This is a genomic window from Ancalomicrobiaceae bacterium S20 (assembly GCA_040269895.1).
GTDB classification, from domain to species: Bacteria; Pseudomonadota; Alphaproteobacteria; order Rhizobiales; family Ancalomicrobiaceae; genus Methyloraptor; species Methyloraptor flagellatus.
In genome coordinates this window covers 386,547-403,900 of record CP158568.1, presented here as the reverse complement: position 1 = coordinate 403,900, position 17,354 = coordinate 386,547, and the positions used below count along the sequence as shown (strand labels likewise).

General features: G+C 70.4%; 17 protein-coding genes and 2 pseudogenes. 8 read left to right on the top strand and 11 right to left on the bottom strand.

The features are described from left to right. Nucleotides 1–72 precede the first annotated feature (72 nt). Nucleotides 73–1,269, bottom strand: a complete 1,197-nt coding sequence (locus ABS361_01885; protein XBY45070.1) for an ABC transporter substrate-binding protein — start codon at nt 1,267–1,269, stop codon at nt 73–75. Nucleotides 1,270–1,493: 224 nt separating this feature from the next. On the opposite strand from ABS361_01885, the gene ABS361_01880 reads away from it, so the two are divergent. The 7 genes from ABS361_01880 to ABS361_01850 all read left to right on the top strand — a co-directional run bounded on the left by ABS361_01880 (nt 1,494) and on the right by ABS361_01850 (nt 7,989). Next, nucleotides 1,494–2,141 carry a DUF3280 domain-containing protein gene (locus ABS361_01880; GenBank protein XBY45069.1) on the top strand — a complete coding sequence of 216 codons (648 nt, stop codon included), beginning with the start codon at nt 1,494–1,496 and terminating at the stop codon, nt 2,139–2,141. Nucleotides 2,142–2,443: 302 nt separating this feature from the next. Then, nucleotides 2,444–3,199: a (5-formylfuran-3-yl)methyl phosphate synthase gene (locus tag ABS361_01875; protein XBY45068.1), complete on the top strand. Its 756-nt coding sequence runs from the start codon at nt 2,444–2,446 to the stop codon at nt 3,197–3,199. Beyond that, on the top strand, nt 3,196–4,065 hold the full coding sequence (locus ABS361_01870; protein XBY45067.1) for a hypothetical protein: 870 nt from the start codon (nt 3,196–3,198) through the stop codon (nt 4,063–4,065). The genes ABS361_01875 and ABS361_01870 overlap by 4 nt, the downstream gene beginning before the upstream one ends. Next, a complete protein-coding gene (locus tag ABS361_01865) occupies nt 4,062–5,657 on the top strand; it encodes a DUF6513 domain-containing protein (protein ID XBY45066.1) in 1,596 nt (531 codons plus the stop codon). Before ABS361_01870 ends, ABS361_01865 begins: the two co-directional genes overlap by 4 nt. After that, a complete protein-coding gene (locus tag ABS361_01860) occupies nt 5,654–6,253 on the top strand; it encodes a DUF447 domain-containing protein (GenBank protein ID XBY45065.1) in 600 nt (199 codons plus the stop codon). Before ABS361_01865 ends, ABS361_01860 begins: the two co-directional genes overlap by 4 nt. 201 nt (nt 6,254–6,454) lie before the next feature. Continuing rightward, nucleotides 6,455–6,997, top strand: a complete 543-nt coding sequence (locus tag ABS361_01855) for an SRPBCC family protein (GenBank protein XBY45064.1) — start codon at nt 6,455–6,457, stop codon at nt 6,995–6,997. A 44-nt stretch (nt 6,998–7,041) separates the two neighbouring features. Next, nucleotides 7,042–7,989, top strand: coding sequence for a beta-propeller fold lactonase family protein (locus tag ABS361_01850; GenBank protein ID XBY46779.1), 948 nt, complete (start codon nt 7,042–7,044; stop codon nt 7,987–7,989). On the opposite strand, the gene ABS361_01845 is transcribed toward ABS361_01850, so the two are convergent. Next, the gene (locus tag ABS361_01845; protein XBY45063.1) at nt 7,970–9,034 is read right to left on the bottom strand and encodes a hydantoinase/oxoprolinase family protein; all 1,065 of its coding nucleotides are present in this window, start codon (nt 9,032–9,034) and stop codon (nt 7,970–7,972) included. The two genes, ABS361_01850 and ABS361_01845, sit on opposite strands and share 20 nt — an antisense overlap. Nucleotides 9,035–9,436: 402 nt before the next feature. Between ABS361_01845 and ABS361_01840 the strand changes: the two genes are divergently transcribed. Further along, nucleotides 9,437–10,201, top strand: coding sequence for a HisA/HisF-related TIM barrel protein (locus tag ABS361_01840; protein ID XBY46778.1), 765 nt, complete (start codon nt 9,437–9,439; stop codon nt 10,199–10,201). Nucleotides 10,202–10,478: 277 nt separating this feature from the next. Here the strand turns inward: ABS361_01840 and fae are convergent, their stop codons facing one another. The 9 genes and pseudogenes from fae to ABS361_01795 all read right to left on the bottom strand — a co-directional run bounded on the left by fae (nt 10,479) and on the right by ABS361_01795 (nt 17,212). Further along, nucleotides 10,479–10,985, bottom strand: coding sequence for a formaldehyde-activating enzyme (gene fae / locus ABS361_01835; protein ID XBY45062.1), 507 nt, complete (start codon nt 10,983–10,985; stop codon nt 10,479–10,481). Nucleotides 10,986–11,166: 181 nt separating this feature from the next. Next, nucleotides 11,167–12,084 carry a triphosphoribosyl-dephospho-CoA synthase gene (locus tag ABS361_01830; protein ID XBY45061.1) on the bottom strand — a complete coding sequence of 306 codons (918 nt, stop codon included), beginning with the start codon at nt 12,082–12,084 and terminating at the stop codon, nt 11,167–11,169. Then, the gene (locus tag ABS361_01825) at nt 12,081–12,212 is read right to left on the bottom strand and encodes a hypothetical protein (protein ID XBY45060.1); all 132 of its coding nucleotides are present in this window, start codon (nt 12,210–12,212) and stop codon (nt 12,081–12,083) included. The genes ABS361_01830 and ABS361_01825 overlap by 4 nt, the downstream gene beginning before the upstream one ends. Nucleotides 12,213–12,277: 65 nt before the next feature. After that, nucleotides 12,278–13,009, bottom strand: a pseudogene (locus ABS361_01820) (RimK family alpha-L-glutamate ligase). 52 nt (nt 13,010–13,061) lie between these two features. Further along, nucleotides 13,062–14,025: pseudogene (gene mch / locus ABS361_01815) on the bottom strand (methenyltetrahydromethanopterin cyclohydrolase). After that, a complete protein-coding gene (locus tag ABS361_01810; GenBank protein ID XBY45059.1) occupies nt 14,022–15,278 on the bottom strand; it encodes an ATP-grasp domain-containing protein in 1,257 nt (418 codons plus the stop codon). The pseudogene mch and the gene ABS361_01810 overlap by 4 nt, the downstream one beginning before the upstream one ends. Beyond that, entirely contained in the window at nt 15,271–16,164 is an 894-nt protein-coding gene (locus tag ABS361_01805; GenBank protein ID XBY45058.1) for an NAD(P)-dependent methylenetetrahydromethanopterin dehydrogenase, read from the bottom strand. The genes ABS361_01810 and ABS361_01805 overlap by 8 nt, the downstream gene beginning before the upstream one ends. Nucleotides 16,165–16,238: 74 nt before the next feature. Continuing rightward, the gene (locus tag ABS361_01800) at nt 16,239–16,427 is read right to left on the bottom strand and encodes a hypothetical protein (protein ID XBY45057.1); all 189 of its coding nucleotides are present in this window, start codon (nt 16,425–16,427) and stop codon (nt 16,239–16,241) included. Continuing rightward, nucleotides 16,424–17,212 (bottom strand): beta-ribofuranosylaminobenzene 5'-phosphate synthase family protein, encoded by a 789-nt coding sequence (locus ABS361_01795; protein XBY45056.1) that lies wholly within the window; start codon nt 17,210–17,212, stop codon nt 16,424–16,426. Before ABS361_01795 ends, ABS361_01800 begins: the two co-directional genes overlap by 4 nt. Nucleotides 17,213–17,354 lie beyond the last annotated feature (142 nt).

Genomic DNA, 17,354 nt, shown 5'->3' with positions numbered 1-17,354 from the left:
GCTTGCGGGCGGAGCCGTGCGGCCTTGATGGTTTTCGGGTCGTCGCGACCCCCGGTCACTCAGTCCCGGCTGTCACTGCAGCTTGCACTTGCTCTCGGGCTTGTCGACGCCGAGCGTGTCGAGAATGCTGCGCTGGTGCAGGAAGCCCGGCTGCGGCGACATCGACACGAGCGCGGCGGCGCTGGCGAGCAGGATCGGCTGCCGGAGCTGCTGGTCCCAGTCGCGGAACGAGAAGCCGACGCCCTTGAAGCCGGCGAGATCGAGCTCGGGCGACAGGATCGCCTTCCTGAGCGTGGCATAGTCGGTCGACTTCAGCCGCGCCGAGGTCTCGGTCACGGCGCGCACCGCGAGCCAGGCGTTGAAATCGAGCGAGTTCATCTTCCGGTTCGCGAGCTTCTTGAACCGGTTGTTGAGCTGCACCGCGCCGTTCTGCTCAGCGGCCGGATCCCAGCTGACCGGCGACAGGCCCGCGGTGCCGGCGGTCGGACGCGGATCCCAGGTGTGGAACTCGACATATTGACCGAACTCGCCGGCCTCGTCGGCGATCACCACGACATCGTAGTCGAGCCCCTGCGTGAACAGCGGCACCTCCTGCTGCGCGGTGCGGCGGCCGTCCGGCCCGAATTCCCAGAGCTTCTCGGCCGTGACCTTCGCCGCGAACTTCTTCGCCGAGTTGCGCAGCGCGTCGGCATAGAGCTTGTCGCCGTCGTGCGGGCCGTAGACGACCATCCACTTGCGCCAGCGCTTGAAGACGAGGAACTGCGCCAGCGCATCGGTCAGCATGGCCCGCGACGGCGCGACATGGAACACATTGGCGCGGCAGTCCTCCTGCCGCAGCCGGTCGTCGGCGTTGCCGGCGTTGAGCAGGACGACGTCCTTGCCCTTCACCGCGTCCGACACCTTGAGCAGCTTGTCCGAAGGCAGACTGGTGATGATGAACTTGATGCCGGCGTCGAGGAGCTCGTTGAGCGGCGGAATCGGATCGTCGTCCTGCTCGAGGACCTTCTCCTCCTCCTTGAACGACATGCCGATCAGGCGGCCGGTGGTGTTGGTATCCTTGATCGCGAGCTGGCCGCCGGCGATGCCCTCGTCGTCGGGCGGCGGATCGGCGTCGTAGATGTCCGGCGGCGGCCGCTTCTGCCAGAGCATGCCGACCGCGAGTTCGTCGGCCTCGGCCCGAGCAGCCCCGAACAGGAAACTGGTCGCCGCGAATGCCGCGCCGACGGCCGTCATGAGCGCGACCCGCGCCAAGGGGTTCGCCTTCGTCATGGACATCCTCCCGGATGATGGCCGGCCGGATACGTGTCCCGCCGGATGCCGTTTTGCGGCGGACCTTATCAGGGGGGGACCGACTGGCAACTCAAATAGCGTAAGAGTTCCCTAAGCTTCGCGCGGTTCGAAGCATCCGCCGCGACACTCTTGCGCACCCCGTGGGATGCCCTACCCTTGGCTCCATGAGCGCTCAATTGCCCCCCGTCCGCCGGATGTCCGCCATGGCCGCCACCGCACCGACTACGGCCGAGGTCGGTCGCCGTGATGCAACCGGCGTCTGCCATGACCCGGCATCGACAGCATCGCCGAACGCCACCTTACGGCGCGCGGGCAGGGTCGCCGCCTTGGTGCTCGCGGCCTTCCTCGGTGCCCCTGGATCCGCCGAAGCCGCACCCGCGACGGTTGCAGTCCTTCCCTTCGAGCTGGGCGACCCGGGCGCGGCGCAGGACGCGACCGGCGACCCCGCCGCGGCCGCCATGGCGCTCATGAACGGCGGCGCCTCGGCCGAGGACAAACGGCGCCTGACGCTCGTCTCCGAGGAGATGCGCAAGCTGCTCGCCGGCGCCTCCTACGCCGTCGTCGATCTCGGGCCCCAGGCCAAGGAGATCGACGACAAGAGCCCACTGACCAAATGCAACGGCTGCGAGGCCGATATCGCCAAGGCGGCCGGCGCCGAGCTCTCCGTGCTCGGCCGAGTGCAGAAACTGACCCCGGTGCTGATCCACTTCGACATTGCCGTCCGCGATGCCGCGAGCGGCGATCTGGTCCGCTCGGTCAGCGTCGACGTCAACGGCGACACCGACGAGATGTGGCTGCGCGGCGTCCGCTGGCTGTTCAAGAACCGGCTCAGCGAACCGCGGCTGAAGTGAAATCTCAGCCTGAAATTTCAAGCCCACACCGACGGCCCACGCTGTTCGCTCGCCCGGAACCACGACCGCAGGCCGATGATTCCCGCCCGCAGCGATCATCCGCAACCGATTCTGCCGACTCGTGAATCTGCCCGCTGTTGAAGTGGTTGAACAACCGCCTCGCCGCTCACGCGAGCCGGCGGAATCGAAACATCAGCCCCTTCATCACGGATCGGAAGCCGCGACACGCGGACGGCTATCGTCGCGCCGCCGGCTCGACTATCGTGCCGCCGAACCGCCGCTCCTCCAACGATCCGATCGCCATGTCGCGCCCGCGCACCCGCCTTCTCGTCAGCGTCTCCACCCCGGCCGAGGCCCTGCTCGCGGCCGAGGCCGGCGCGGATCTGATCGACGCGAAGGATCCTTCCGCCGGCCCGCTCGGCGCGCTGACGCCAGAGACCGTGACCGGAATCGTGAGCGCCGTGCGGGCGAATGCCTCGTTCGCCGACCGGCTCGTGACCGCGGTGATCGGTGATCACCGCGATGCCGATGCCGCGCTCGTCGCGGCGGATCGGATCGCGGCGACCGGCGTCGACATGGTCAAGGTCGGGCTCTACCCGGAACTCGACCGGCCCGCACTCGTCGCCGCGCTCGGCCGGCGCCTCGCCGGGCGGACAAGGCTGGTCGCGGTGCTGCTCGCCGACCACGGCCTCGACCTGTCTCTGGTTGTGAGGATCGCCGACGCGGGCTTTGCCGGCGTGATGATCGACACCATGGGCAAGGGTGACGGCCTGCTGACCATCACGGGTCTCGATACACTCGCAGGTTTCATCGGCCATGCCCGATCGCATGGCCTGATGACCGGCCTCGCCGGCTCGCTGAAGGTCGCCGACATCGATCGTCTGGTGCCGCTCGGCCCCGACCTGATCGGCTTCCGCGGCGGGCTCTGCGAGGGCGGCGACCGCACCCGCCCGCTCGACCCCGAGCGCGTCCGCGCCGCGGCCGCCGGCCTCGGCGCGCTCGTCGCCACGGCCGCCTCCACGGGCGCCGCCGCGACATCGCGCCACGCCGCCGAATGACCGCCCCGACACCCGAAGCGACCCCGCGCGAGACGCCGACCGGCACCCCGGTTGCCGTGAACGTGAAGTCGCGTGTGGCCGTCGTGAAGCTCGGCGGCAGTCTGATGGGATCGGACGCGCTCGACGCGCTGCTGGGCCAAGTCGTCGCCTGCCCGGTGCCGGTGGTGATCGTGCCGGGCGGCGGCCTGTTCGCCGATGCGGTGCGCGCCGCGCAGGCACGGCTCGGCTTCTCCGACGGCCTCGCCCACCGGCTGGCGCTCGACGCCATGGGCGCCTTCGCCGAGGTGCTGGCCGAGCGGCTCGGCGGCGCCCCCATCCATGCCGAGGCCGCCGTCGCGGCAGCCGCGGCGCGTTCCAGCCGCCCGGTGCTGTGGACACCATCGAACTGGCGCGCCGGCGTCCCCGGCATCCCTGAGAGCTGGGCGCTGACCTCCGACAGCGCCGCGCTGATCGTCGCCCGCGCGATCGGTGCCGCGACGCTCGTGCTGGTGAAGTCGGCCGAGCCGGCCGCCGACGATGATCCGACGCGGCTGAGGCCGGACATTCTCGACGCGGCGTTCCCGGACTTCCTCGCAGCCGAGGCCCTACCCGACGCCGCGGGCAAAGCGGAACCGCAGACCGCGCCCGGACTTGCCGCCCCGCAGATGGACCGTGCCGGACGCGCCCCGATCGTGCGCCTCGTCGGCCCGCGCGACTGGCCGCGCCTCGCCGAGGCACTGGCCGAGCCCGAAACATCCCTCGGCCGGCGCGTCACGCCGGCGGACTTCGCACCGCCGACCCGAGACGATAGGGTGCAGCCGCGAGACGCCCGAGACGAAGACGCCACTCCGGCCGGCCGGACCGGAAACCCGGACATGACGCGATGAACGACCGCCGAGACGAACCGGCCGCCATACCCGCCGACAAGCACCCCGCCGCCCCGGCCGCGCCCGCCCCGCTGGCGCCGGCGACGGCGCCGGAACGCATCGTGCTCCTGACCGGCCATTACGCCCGGCCGCGCGTCGAAACGGTGATGGCCGAGATCGCCGGCAAGCGCGCCGACGGCACGACCTTCGAGTGGGATATCGTCGACGTCGGCGTGAAGGTCGCCGCGCTGATGACCGAGGACATCATTCGCCGGCGCGTCACGATCCCGGACGGCGCGACGCAGATCATCGTGCCCGGCCGCTGCCGCGCCGATCTCGATGCGCTCGCGCACCATTTCGGCGCGGCCGTGGTCCGTGGGCCGGACGAGCTGGTCGACCTGCCGCAGTTCTTCGGCCGCGGCCAGAAGAAGCCCGACCTTTCCGAGCACCGCCTGACCATCTTCGCCGAGATCGTCGATGCGGCCGAGATGGACGTCGCCGGCGTGGTCGCCAAGGCGCGGGTGCTCGCGGCCGCCGGCGCCGACGTGATCGACCTCGGCTGCCTGCCCGATACGCCGTTCCCGCATCTCGCCGACACCGTGCGGGCGCTGAAGGCCGAGGGCTTCCGGGTCAGCGTCGATTCCGCCTCGGTCGACGAACTGAGGACCGGCGCGCTCGCCGGCGCCGACTTCCTGCTCTCGCTCAACGAGGACACGCTCGACCTCGCCCGCGAGGTCGCGTCCGTGCCGGTGCTGGTGCCGGCCCGGCCGCACGACCTCGACAGCCTCTATCGCGCGGTCGAGCGCATGGAGGCCTGGGGCCTGCCCTATCTGGCCGACCCGATCCTCGACCCGATCCATTTCGGCTTCACCCGCTCGGTGACGCGCTACCAGGCGTTCCGCGACCGCTTCCCCGAAGCGCCGATGCTGATGGGCACCGGCAATCTGACCGAACTGACCGAGGCCGACACGACCGGCATCACCGCCACGCTCCTCGGCATCTGCTCGGAGCTCGACATCGGCGCGGTGCTGGTCGTGCAGGTGAGCCCGCACACGCGCCGCACCATCGAGGAACACGACCTCGCCCGCCGGATCATGTACGCCGCCAAGCGCGACGGCGGCCTGCCCAAGGGCTATTCGGGGGCCTTGAGCGGTCTTCACGACCGTCGGCCCTACGCCAACACGCCGGCCGGCATCGCCGAGGCGGCGGCGCAGGTGAAGGACAAGAACTACCGCATCGAGGTCGCCGAGGACGGCGTCCACATCTACAATCGCGACGTTCATGCGGTCGGCCGCGACGCGCTCGAGTTCTTCCCGCAGCTCGGCGTCGAGACCGATGGCGGCCACGCCTTCTATCTCGGCACCGAACTGATGAAGGCCGAGCTCGCCCATGCGCTCGGCAAGCGCTACGCCCAGGACGAGCCGCTCGACTTCGGCGTCGCCACCCCGCGCGGCGCCGAGGATCTGACCCGGCTGCGCGACGCCGGCCACACGCTCGCCACCCGCCGCCAGCGCAAGGGCGGGGCCAAGGACGATGGCCCGGAGGACACTTCCGGCGATGCCGCCGCTGCGGCTGGTGAGACCCCGGACCCGGAGGGAACCGACGCGCCATGACCTTCATCCTGGAAACCGTGGTCGCGACCCGGAACGCCGACGGCCGTTTCCATGTCGCGCCCTATGGCCTGATCCGCGCCAGCGACGCGGAGCGCAAGGCCGGCGCCGAGTGGGTGCTGGCGCCGTTCCGGCCCTCCCCGGCGATCGACAATCTGGCGCGCCACCCCTTCGCGGTCGCCTCGTGCCCGTCAGATGTGCGCGTGATCGCCGGCCACGTCACCGGCCGGCGCGACTGGCCGATGCTGCCCGCCGAACAGGTCGACGGCGTACGCCTGGCCGACGCCCATGGCCACATGGAGCTCGAGGTCGTCGGCTTCACCGACGACGCGACCCGGCCGCGCTTCGCCTGCCGCGTCGTCCATGCCGCGAGCCACACGCCCTTCCTCGGCTTCAACCGCGCCCAGGCGGCCGTGCTCGAGGCCGCGATCCTGTCGACGCGCCTCGGCATGCTGTCGCCCGACAAGGTCGAGACCGAACTCGCCTATCTGAAGATCGCCATCGACAAGACCGCCGGCCCGGCCGAGATGGAGGCTTGGGGCTGGATTCTCGACAAGATCCAGGCGCACTACGTCGACGCCGATCAGGCGCCGGCGTGATCCGCTCGCTGGACCGAGGTCGTATTTCCCGAAGCGCCACAACGCGCTATCGATGGGCGAACAGGGTGCGACACGAGCGCTCACCCGGCTCACGCCAAGGTGAGCGGCGCGCCGCGTCCGTGCAGAATAGGAATGAAGCCTCCCCGGTCGGAGACGGGTCAGCCCGATGCGACCGGGGTTCGGCATAACCGGAGGAAACGCATGAAGACGTTCGTCACCGCCGTAGCGCTCGCCGGCGCCGTCGCCCTTTCAGCCACGGCCGCGCTCGCGCATGGACCCACCCGCCAGAAGGTGACCGAGACGATCGAGATCAACGCTCCGGCCGAGAAGGTCTGGGCCGTGGTCGGCAACTTCCAGGACGGCGGCTGGATCCCGGTCGTCGAAAAGACCACCGGCACCGACGGCAACACGCCCGGCAAGGCGGCGCGCACGCTGACGCTGAAGGGCGGCGCCACGGTCGAAGAGACGCTCGACAAGTACGATGCGGCCGCCATGCAGCTGCATTACCGCATCGCCAAGGTCGACGTGAAGGTGCTGCCGGTCAACGACTATTCGTCGCGCATCACGGTCACCTCGCTCGGCGCCGACAAGAGCAAGGTCGAGTGGTGGGGCGCGTTCTACCGCGGCTACATGAACAACGATCCGCCGCCGGAACTGAACGACGAGGCCTCGAAGGCCGCCGTCGTCGGCCTCTACAAGGCCGGCCTCGAGAACCTCAAGAAGAAGATCGAGGGCACCAACTGAGGCCCTTCGCCTCCATCGCACGCCGCCGGACCGCCGCCGCCGGGCTGACGCTCGCGGCGGCCCTGTTCTCGGTCGCCCCGCTCGGGGCGGCCTCGCCGGCGCGTGCCGACGAGGCCTTCGTCACCAATCAGGGCAGCGACGATGTCAGCGTCGTCGATCTCGACGCGGGAAAGGTCGTGGCGACGATCCCGGTCGGCGGCAAGCCGGCCGGCATCGCCGTCTCGCCCGACGGCGCCCGCGCCTATGTGACGAGCCCGGAGGCTCAGGTCGTGACCGTGATCGACACGGCCGCGCGCACGGTCTTGTCGAAGATCCCGATGAACGGCGGCCCGCTCGGCATCGCGCTCGGCCCCTCCGGCGCGCCGCTCTATGTCGCGGACTGGTACTTCCATCATGTCTCGGTGGTCGATCCGGCGACGGGTGCGGTGACCGCCACCATCAAGACCGGCGAGAGCCCGTCCGGCCTCGCCCCGACGCCCGACGGGCGCTTTCTGATCAGCGCGGACCGCGACTCCAACCAGATCTCGATCATCGACACGGCGACCCGCGCGGTCGTCACGACCGTGCCGGTCGGCACGCATCCCTTCGGCGTGACGCTGTCGCCGGACGGCAGGCGTGCCTATACAGCCAACGTCAAATCCGACGACGTCTCGATCGTCGACCTCGCGAGCCGCAAAGAGATCGCGCGGGTGAAGACCGGCAGCACGCCCTATGTGATCGCCTTCGCCGGGGACAAGGCCTTCGTCACCGACCAACACGACGACCAGCTCTCGGTGATCGACGCGGTGAGCCTGACCCGCATCGCGACGATCAAGACCGACGGCTACCCGGAGGGCATCGCCGCGAGCGCCGACGGAACGAAGATCTACGTCGCCGCCTGGGCCGACAACGTGCTCGACGTGATCGACGTCGCCACGCTGAAGAAGGTCGGATCGATCCCGGTCGGCGACGGCCCGCGCGCCTTCGGCGCCTTCATCCGCCGGACGAAATGAGCGCGGCGGCGAGCCCGACCGCGGCCGCCGGCGCGCAATTGGCCGCCTGAGCCGCGACCTCCGCCGAGACCGCGGGAATCAGATCGGCGAGATCGCGATAGGGTCGTCGCAGCCGGCCGGCGAGATCCTGCGCGATGAACCGGCCGACGCCGCAACCGACCACCGGCGCCGACGGTCCGAGCGGCACCGCCGACAGGACCTGCCGCGCGCCATCCTCGATCAGATCGAGCTGACGGCCGGCATAGTGCTCGGCGAGCGCCAGCCACTCGGCCTCGCTCGCCTCCGCGACATCGACACCGATCATGCGCGACAGCCGCAGCCGGCTCTCCGCGACCGACTTGCCCCGCCCGTCGGCGGTGCCGTGCTGGTCGGCGCCGTCGGGCAACACGCCGCGCACCCGATGCACGTCGGCGATCACCGCGAAATACTCGGCCATGGTGCCGACCCGCCGGCCACGGAACGGCACGTGGTTGGCGAGCGCCATCAGCATGGTCCGGACCGCGCCGGTGTAGACGAGCTCGCCGGTCGCCAGCCGCTCGGCGTCGGTGTAACCGGTCGCCCGGCTGCCCCCTGCGTCGACCGGCACGATGTCGGTTGTGGTCGAACCGATATCGACGAGCAGCGCCGCGCCCGCCGCCCGGCCCGCGAGCGCCGCCGTCGCGTGCCAATTGGCCGAGGCGACGTCGAGCGCATGCGCGCCGGCCTCCGGCACCGCGACGAAGCCGGCCCGGCCGGCGTAGATCAGCGGGGCCCGGCCCTCGATGGTCAGCCGCGCGGCGGCGATGGTCGCGAGCGTCGCGACGCCCTCGGCGCGCGAGGCGAAATAGTCGACCAGCTCGCCGGTCATGGTCGCGGCATGGGCATCCGCGTCCCCGAGCGAGGCCAGCGCGCGGTCGAAGGCGGCGTGCAAGGCATCGAGCCCGGTCCAAAGCGCGCAGGGCTCCTGCACCACCGCCGTCACCCGCGCCACGCCGTCGCCGCCACGCTCGACCCGCGCCGCCTTGAGATGCACGCCCCCGATATCCCAGCCGATCGTCGTCGTCATCGTGCCTCCCACGCGCATCTTGTCGACCGGGCGCGCCTCGCGCGGCCCTGCCCCATGCCCCGGACCGGACGCCCGGGCGCCGTCCGGCGACCGGCACCGGGCGATCCGCACCGGGCGATCCGGCTGATCGGCTAAGCCCTTGGCACGGGACGGCGGCAATGCCAAGGTTCGGCGCGTGCGACGCGACGCGATGCCCGGCAACGTCGCTCTCGGTGTGCACAGGCCAGCGACCGGGCATCGATCGAACGACGGTCCATGGGACGCCGGAGCCGGCCAGGCCCGGGGGCCGTTGCCAGCGGCGGCGACCCCGAGCACCGGCCACCACGGGATCACCACGAACCGCGACAGGCGGATCGACATGCATGCCGCGCGCATATGAGAAGGAAGAGCCGGTTGGAAATCGTGCCCGTCATCGACCTGAAGCACGGCCTCGTCGTCCGCGCCCGCATGGGCGATCGAGCCTCCTATGCGCCGATCGAAACGCCGCTCAGCCCGTCGCCTGAGCCGCTCGCGATCGCCGCCGGACTGCTGGCGTTGCACCCGTTCCGCAAGCTCTACATCGCCGATCTCGACGGCATCGAGGGCCGCCCGCGCAACGATGCCGCGATCGATGCGATCGCCGCGCGCTTTCCCGACCTCGAACTCTGGCTCGACAACGGCATCGCCGATCTCGCGAGCGCCCGCGACTACACCACGGCGCACCGCGTCCGGCTGGTGATCGGCTCGGAGAGCCAGCAGGACGCGAGCCTGCCGCGGGCACTCGGGAGCCCCCCATCCACCGCAACGACTGCGGCCGGCGCCATCAGCGCCCCCGAACCGGTCCGGTCCGGTGTCGGCGCCATCCTGTCGATCGACTTTCGCGGCGAAACCTTCATCGGCCCACCGGCGCTGCGCGACGACCCGGCAACCTGGCCGGACGATGTGATCGCCATGACGCTCGCCCGCGTCGGCTCCGGCGCCGGGCCGGACTTCGAGACCTTGAGCGGGCTCCGCGCCCGCGCCGGCGCCGCCGGGCGCGATGTCAGGATCTGGGCCGCCGGCGGCGTCCGCGACCTCGCCGACATGGCCCGCCTCGCGACCGACGGCATCAGCGGCGCCCTGGTCGCGACCGCCCTGCACGACGGCCGCCTCGACACGGCGGCGCTCGCGGCGATCGGGCGGATGTGAGGACACGACCTCGCGGGCGGGCAGGCCGAGCCCGGCAGCCCGGTGCCGCACGCCGGCACGAGCGCAGCCCACAAAAACGAAAGGGGCGGCCATGAGCCGCCCCAAGGAATAACCCTGTGCCCGAAGGCGCATGCGCCCCGGATCGATCGCTGAAATGACGAGGACGGCCTTGGCCGTCCTCGTGTGTTCTTCATTTGCCGAAGAACATGGCAACCAACCGCTGGAGCAGCCCCTTCGGCATCGCCGGGGTTTCCGGCTGCCCAGGGTGGTTTCCTTCCTAGGCGCCGAACGGGTGCTTGACCGAGTCGCGCTGAGCGGTGACGTCGGCAGCCTTCGGCTCACCGGCGACGGCGCGCTTGATCGACTGCTTGACCGCTTCGTAGTTGTACTGCTGGATCTTCGCGTCGTCCTCGGCTTCCCAGTGGATGAACACGCCGACCAGGATGAACAGGTCGTCGGCCTGATCCGCCGGGATCGTGCCGTCGGCGACGCAATCCTGCACCGCCTTCGCGACGCCGTACTGAGCCGGGCCGAACATCTGGACGGCCTGCTTGGCGCCCTTGATGGTGACCTTGTTGAACATGATGGTGTTCGGCTTGCACGGCAGGTTCGGCGCGATGACCGCGAGAAGGGTCGTGAAGCCGTCCTTGTTGTTCGCGAGGGCGTTGACGAACGCGCTCTCGGCAGCCGAACCGCGCGGTCCGATCACCAGGTCGATGTGAGCGACTTCGTTGCCATCGCCGACGAGCGACTCGCCGACCAGAACCTTATCGATCTTAGCCATGTGAAATACCTCCCAATGACACATCAAGAGCGGCCCGGCGGTGCCGGCCGCTCTTCCCCGTGTATCCCTGTTTACAGCGTTCGGTCTCCCAAACCGGTTCGCCAGATATCACGGTACTTCCCAGACGCGCGGAGCCTAGACTGCCGCCGCCGGAGCGGCAAGCCACCCGGCATAAGTGTTCTTACTTATCCCCATCGATAAGGTGTAGAAAAATCGTGGCAACTGTCAGATCCGCCGAGGTGCCCGGATTGATTCCGCGCGCCTTCAGGGCGCTGTCCCAGCCGAGAAGCGAGTGCTCGAAGCCCGGCGAACCGCGCTTTTGCAGATATTCCGCGGCACTGAGCCGCACCTCTTCGGCGACGGTTTTGCCCCACTTTCGAACGACGTGGCTGTCGGGCAGGGCCGACAGATAGGTGAGGAATATTTCCGTTACGGTATCGGGTAATATTGCCGCACCATGGTCAAGCGCCCCGATGACAGGCAGACCCAGCCGATAGAGCGCCTCGAAATTCTCTGCATAGGCGGCCGCGATACTGTCGCGGTCGGCGGCGGCGCGCATCGCCTCCATGAGACCGGCCGTCGGCTCCGCGCGCACGTCGTGCTCCTCCGCCGCGCCGAGCCCGCCGGGGTTGGCCAGCCGAATCGCGGCGAACACGTCGCGGGCATCCCCTGGACCAAGCTCTGCCAGCACCTGGCCGAGCACCGCCCGGAACGGCGACGCGCGCCCTTGCGCGAGCGCGGCGGCACGCCGCTCGGCCGCGACCGCGAGCGGCGCCGAGAGCAGCAGGATGCCGAGATTGGTGTTGGTGCCGACCGCCGCGAAGGTCGCCTCGACGCCCTCGCGCACCCGTCGCCCGACCGAGGCGCCGCGCCGCGCGACGAACGGCGCCGCCGCCGCCGCGCTCGCCTCGAAATCGGCCACGGTCATGCGATGGCCGGGCGCGTGGACATGCACGTTGCCGGGCTTCAGCGCCTGCAACTCGGCCCGGCAGGCGGCCAGAAAGGCGTCGCGGATCAATGGATCGATCGCCGCATCCGGCGGTGGCACCGGACCGGCACCCGCTGACGACGGCCCCGCGTCGGGCCCCGTCGCCGTCATGCCGGCTCGACCGCACGGCCGAGACCGCAGGCGCGGCAGAGATCGGCCGCGATCCGATCGGCGATTTTGGTCTCGATGACGGATTGCAGCCCCGACCAGGCTGGCATGCTGTTGACCTCGAGCACCATGAAGCCGCCCTCCCGTCCTCGATCAGGTCGACGCCGGCCATGTCGGCGCCGACGGCCTTCGCTGCACCGAGCGCCATCTCGGCCGCCGCGCGCGGCGGGTCCCAACGGCTCGGCCGGCCGCCCTGATGGACGTTGGTCAGCCAGACCTCGGCCTCGCGCCGCATCGCCGCGACCACGCCGCCGCCGGAGACGAACACGCGGTAGTCGCGGAAGGTGCCGTCCTTCGGCCGGACCAGCCGTTGCAGATAATAGACGCCGTGGACCGCCGCCGCACCGGGTAGCGACTGTGGGCTCGTCACCAGCGCGAGCCCCTTGCCCTGTGCGCCGAACAGAGGCTTCACCACCAGCGGCGTCGCCTCGCTCGCCTCCGCCTCGACGATGGCGAGGGCACGCGCCGGATCCTCAGTCACCCAGGTCTCGGGCGTCGGCAGTCCGGCGCGGGCGATGCGCAGCGTGGTGGTCGACTTGTCGACGCAGGCTTCAATCGCGCGCGGACTGTTCCAGATCGTGACACCGGTCGCCGCGAGCCCGTGCAGAATGCCGAGCCGCAGAGTGACCTGCTCGAAACTGCCGGCCGAGATCGTCCGCACGAAGGCCGCCCGCGGCAATCGGCCATCGAAACCGGGGATCGCGATCGGCTCGCGGCCCGCACCACCGAAGCGGAAATCGATCCGCTCCAGCGGCACGATCGCGGCTTCGACGCCGCGGCGCTCGAAGCCGGCGATGAGGCCGCGGACATGCCAGTCGCGGCCGTCGGCGAACAGGACGACACGGTCGTCGAAAGCCGTGCCGGTCATCCCGATCGGCCTCGACGCCATGCCCGGTGTTCCGGGAAAGCGACCATCGCCGTCAGCGCCCGCCGCCGAACGAGGCATCGACCAGCGCGGTCGCGATCCCGCCGGCGCGGAAGCTCGTGCCGGTCTCGACCGCGGTGACGATCACCTCGGCCGGCGAGAACAGCATCGAGTCGATGGCGTAGAAGTCGCCGCCGAAGCGCTTGAACACCTCGCCGAACGGCGCACCGAAGTCGCGCGACGTGGTCGAAGGCAGCTTCTCGGCCAGTTCGTGCGCGTCCGAATCCAGACCGGTGACGAACAGATGCACGAAGCCGCCGTAGATGATCGCGTCGTTGGTGCGGCCCATGGCGGTGACGAAGTCCGGCGACGGCGGCGCGAGCGGCGCGAGGCCGAAGCCGTCGATCACCCGGTCCATCGGGAAGTGCAGCGCATGCACCTTGTGCAGCGCCACTTCGAGGACGCGCGCGACCACCTGGGTCGAGCCGGCGAGGCTCTGCGTCGGGGCATAGAGGAAGGTCAGCTTCTCCGGCGCGAGCCCGGTCGCCTCGGCGACCTGCCGCACCACGCCTTCGGTCGGCGGAGCCGCGGTCTCGAAGCACGAGCGCGGCCGAAGTGGCCTGCTTGTCGGCATAGCCGATGTCGGCGAACACATCTTCCTTTGCCCACACCGCGCGCGCGGGACCGGAGCCGAGCGCGAACCAGTCGCCGTCGGAGAGCGCCCAGCCGGCATACTGGCTGCCGAGACAGGCGACGACCGGATCGAGCGCGCCGACCCGGACCGCGAAGGGCCAGCGCGGCGTCGCCGGCGAGGCGACGATCGAGACCTGGCCGAGACCGCCCATGCAGATCTCGGCGAGCCGGCGGCCAACCTCGACGCCACCGGTCACGGTCGCGCCCGCATCGACGAAACAGGCGCCGAGCGGTCCGGTCGTGACCTTGCAGCGCAGGAGCGCGGCGTCGGCCTCCATGGCCCGGACGAGCGGCGCGGCGAGTGCGTTGACGCTGATGCTGCTCATGATTCCAGATCCCCCATAACCTCTCGATCGGGCGCGTCATCGACGTCCCGCCGTTTGTCGTTCAAGTCGTCTGCGGCCAGGCGGCGCACCAGCGCAATACGCCGCTCGGCCTCGTTCATCGCTTCATTCAGCGCATCGGGCGTGCCCGGTGCGTCCGCGACCACCGTCGCGATCGGTTCTCCCGCACCGATCGAAACTCCGGCCTCCGACCGATCGCGCACCCACTCCGGCCAGTCGATCGCCGGCAGGCGCTCGATCGGCCGATCGGCATAGACCGTCCGCAGCGCCCGGACCGTGGCGGGCAGACTGCCCGGATCGACAGGTCCGTCTCGCACGGATGCGACATGCATGGCGAACAGAGGTACTCCCGTCCGATCCATCACGTCGAGCGATGCACCCGGCCGCGGATTGATTTCCAGAAGCGTCCAAGTGTCGCTGCCGTCGGGCGCGCCCGAGGCATCGCCGACGGCGGTTCGATCATGAATCAGAAAATCGAACGTGACGATCCCGACCAGCCCGATCGCGGCCGCGAGCCGGCGCGCCGCGTCGATCACGGCCGCGGCGATCGTCGGCGGCGGCGCGGCCGGGGCGGCGAGGCCGCCGAAACGGAACGGATGGCCCTCGGTCGGATCGGCGATCTGCAGCGCAAAGCCGACCGGCGCGAGCCCACGCTCGCCGTCGGCCCCGCGCCAGGCGAAGGCGGTCAGCGACGCCGAGCGACCGGGGATCAGCGGCTGGACATAGTATCCGCGCCGAACGGCCCCGATCCGGCGGGCGACCCGCACATGCGCGCCGCCCGAGGCACCGATGCGCTTACGGATCCAGGTCCCGCCGTCGTCGGGCACATCGCGCCGGACTGGCGGATGCGGCACGCCGAGTTCGAGGCAGAGCGCGGCGAGCCGCTCCGGGCTCTTGGCCGCCGCCACCGCCGCGCGACCGCAGCCGATCATGCCGAAGCGGCGATCGAGCACTTCGACAGCCCGCGCCCGATCCTCGAAGCCCGGCCCGAGCACGAGCCCGACCGGCGGCGAGGCGGCCGCGGCGGCAAGACGTTCGAGGGCGGGAATGAGATCCTTGAGCCGGAAGCCCGCGCCGATGCGGCCGGGTACCTGTTCGACAGCCTCCGCCGCCCGTCGCGTGTCGAGATCGGCAAACAGGTCGGCGACCAGCGGGCGGAAGCCGGCGCGGCGGGCGGCTTCCGCCAGAGCGCGGCCCGACTGGGCCGCGATCAGGACCGTCGGTCCGTCAGCCAACGAAGGCGCGCGCCTCGACGAAGGCGTCGCGGAAGTCGAGCGTCAGCGGGCGGCCATGCTCGATCATCTTGCGGAACAGGCGATGCTGCGCCTGATACTTGACGTTGCCGATCGCCAGGGCGCCGAGCGCGACACCCTTGTTGCCGCCGACCGGTTCGCCATTGGCGAAGGCGGCGACGCCGGCGACACCTTCCGGCGGCACGGCGTTGACGTCGCCGGCGACGAGCAGGTTCTTCGCGGTCGCGAGCTGTTCGGCCGTGACGAGCTGCTTGCCGGCCGGGCCGGCCGAGAGCACGATCTCGGTGTCGGCGAGCAGCGCGAGCTTCTTCTCGTCGTCCGAGCCGTCGGCCGGCGTCACCTCGACGCCGAAGCGCGCCTTGATCTCCTTGGCGATATCGGCCACGCGCTTGACGCCGTCATAGCCGACCAGGCTGACCTTGCCGCCCTCCTGCGCGCACAGCACGGCGGCGCAGAACGACACGACGCCGGTGCCGCCGAAGATGGTGACGGTCTTGTCCCTGAGGCCGGTGCCGAAGTTGGTCTTCAGCAGCTTTTCGGTGCACGCGATCATGCCGGCGCCGGTCGTGAACGAGCCGGCCGGATCGGCGAACAGGTTGACCTCGAAGGGGGGAACGAAGCTCTCCTCGGCGATCTTCATCATGTCGAGCGCCTGGATGGCGTTCTTGCCGGCGAAGAAGATGCCGGTCTTCGCCGCATCGTTCGGCGAGCGCGAGAAGATGGCGTCCTGGACCAGCCCGCGGACCTCTTCGATCGTGACGTCCGTGTAGGTCGCGATGATCTCATAGCCGGCGTCCGCCGCCATGTTCACGTCGAACGGGCTCATGTGCTTCAGCGGCGTCAGCATATGCAGGATCTGGCGGGCCATTTCGTTCCCTCACTCCCGATTGTTGTTCTGCGACTGGCGCGGGGCGCGCGCCGGTATGTGGAACCCCGGCGTCGTCAGGCCACCGTGATCCGCGCTCCGTGGTTTCTGCCCGTTGCGATGACGAAGTTCAAACGATCGGGCATGCGGTTCTTCAGCGCAAGGGCAGCGACGACCCGCTCCGCCTCCGCCTGCGAGCCGACCACGCCGAAGCCGGTCGGCCCCCAGGAGCTCTGCCCGACGCCGGCGACGCCGAGCGCCTTCATCGCCTCGATCGCCTCGGCGACCGCCGGCGAGGCAAAGCGCCCGCCGCCCTGCGCGGGGCGAAATGATCGCCGACCCGCTCCTGCACTTCCGTCACCGCGCGACCGAAGCTGTCGAGATCGTGCTCCGCGAGCGCCGGCAGCATGCGCATCAGCACGAGCCGGCACAGATGCCCGGCGGTCGCGGCCGGGAACGCCGGCAGGTCGCGGAAGGCCTGCGTCTCGGCCTCGCCGTGGACGCCGTCGACCCCGGTGTCGATCACCAGCACGATGCGCCAGTCCGCGGGAAAATCGAGCCGCGACACCACCGGCGGCGCCCGGTCTCCCGGACCACGCCCGCCGTCGACCACGAAGCCGCCCGAGGCGAAGGCCGCGACGCCGATGCCCGAACGCGCGCCGCGCTCGAAGGTCTCGGCATGGGCGACCGGATCGAAGTGGCGGCCCTCGATCCGCGCCACGGCCGCCGAAACGGCGAGCGCGAGCTGCGTGCCCGAGCCGAAGCCGGCATGGGCGGGAATGGCACCCGCGACGATCAGCTCGTAGGCCTCGGCGATGCCGAACAGATCCTTCGCAGCCTTCAGATAGCGGGCGGCACGCTGCACCTCGGCGCCCGAGACGCTCGGGATCGACGCGCGCCGGAGCCTGAGCTGCACGGCCGGGCGATCGATGGCGAGGCCGATGGACCCGAACTTGCGCCCGAGATCACCGTTGAGATCCAGAAACCCGATGTGCAACCGCGCTGGCGCTTCGACGCGCACTTCTACCGGCCGCGGCTCCTCGCCCGCCATTCTTCCCCCTCGTGATCGATAATGCGAAACTCCGGCGCGGGCCCCGACATCCCGATCTGCGACATCGCGATCGGGGCGAGAAGCCCGTGCCGCCGAAGATCGTCATCGACAAGCGATCTTTCGGCGCGCGCATAGTGGCCAA

What these genes read in the sequence shown, in the direction of transcription:
- ABS361_01805 (XBY45058.1), bottom strand. Translation starts at nt 16,164, where the DNA reads ATGGCCCGCCAGATCCTGCATATGCTGACGCCGCTGAAGCACATGAGC.
- ABS361_01795 (XBY45056.1), bottom strand. Translation starts at nt 17,212, where the DNA reads ATGGCGGGCGAGGAGCCGCGGCCGGTAGAAGTGCGCGTCGAAGCGCCA.
- ABS361_01880 (XBY45069.1), top strand. Translation starts at nt 1,494, where the DNA reads ATGGCCGCCACCGCACCGACTACGGCCGAGGTCGGTCGCCGTGATGCA.
- ABS361_01875 (XBY45068.1), top strand. Translation starts at nt 2,444, where the DNA reads ATGTCGCGCCCGCGCACCCGCCTTCTCGTCAGCGTCTCCACCCCGGCC.
- ABS361_01825 (XBY45060.1), bottom strand. Translation starts at nt 12,212, where the DNA reads ATGGTGCTCGAGGTCAACAGCATGCCAGCCTGGTCGGGGCTGCAATCC.
- ABS361_01870 (XBY45067.1), top strand. Translation starts at nt 3,196, where the DNA reads ATGACCGCCCCGACACCCGAAGCGACCCCGCGCGAGACGCCGACCGGC.
- ABS361_01855 (XBY45064.1), top strand. Translation starts at nt 6,455, where the DNA reads ATGAAGACGTTCGTCACCGCCGTAGCGCTCGCCGGCGCCGTCGCCCTT.
- ABS361_01845 (XBY45063.1), bottom strand. Translation starts at nt 9,034, where the DNA reads ATGACGACGACGATCGGCTGGGATATCGGGGGCGTGCATCTCAAGGCG.
- ABS361_01885 (XBY45070.1), bottom strand. Translation starts at nt 1,269, where the DNA reads ATGACGAAGGCGAACCCCTTGGCGCGGGTCGCGCTCATGACGGCCGTC.
- fae (XBY45062.1), bottom strand. Translation starts at nt 10,985, where the DNA reads ATGGCTAAGATCGATAAGGTTCTGGTCGGCGAGTCGCTCGTCGGCGAT.
- ABS361_01860 (XBY45065.1), top strand. Translation starts at nt 5,654, where the DNA reads ATGACCTTCATCCTGGAAACCGTGGTCGCGACCCGGAACGCCGACGGC.
- ABS361_01865 (XBY45066.1), top strand. Translation starts at nt 4,062, where the DNA reads ATGAACGACCGCCGAGACGAACCGGCCGCCATACCCGCCGACAAGCAC.
- ABS361_01830 (XBY45061.1), bottom strand. Translation starts at nt 12,084, where the DNA reads ATGACGGCGACGGGGCCCGACGCGGGGCCGTCGTCAGCGGGTGCCGGT.
- ABS361_01800 (XBY45057.1), bottom strand. Translation starts at nt 16,427, where the DNA reads ATGAAGGCGCTCGGCGTCGCCGGCGTCGGGCAGAGCTCCTGGGGGCCG.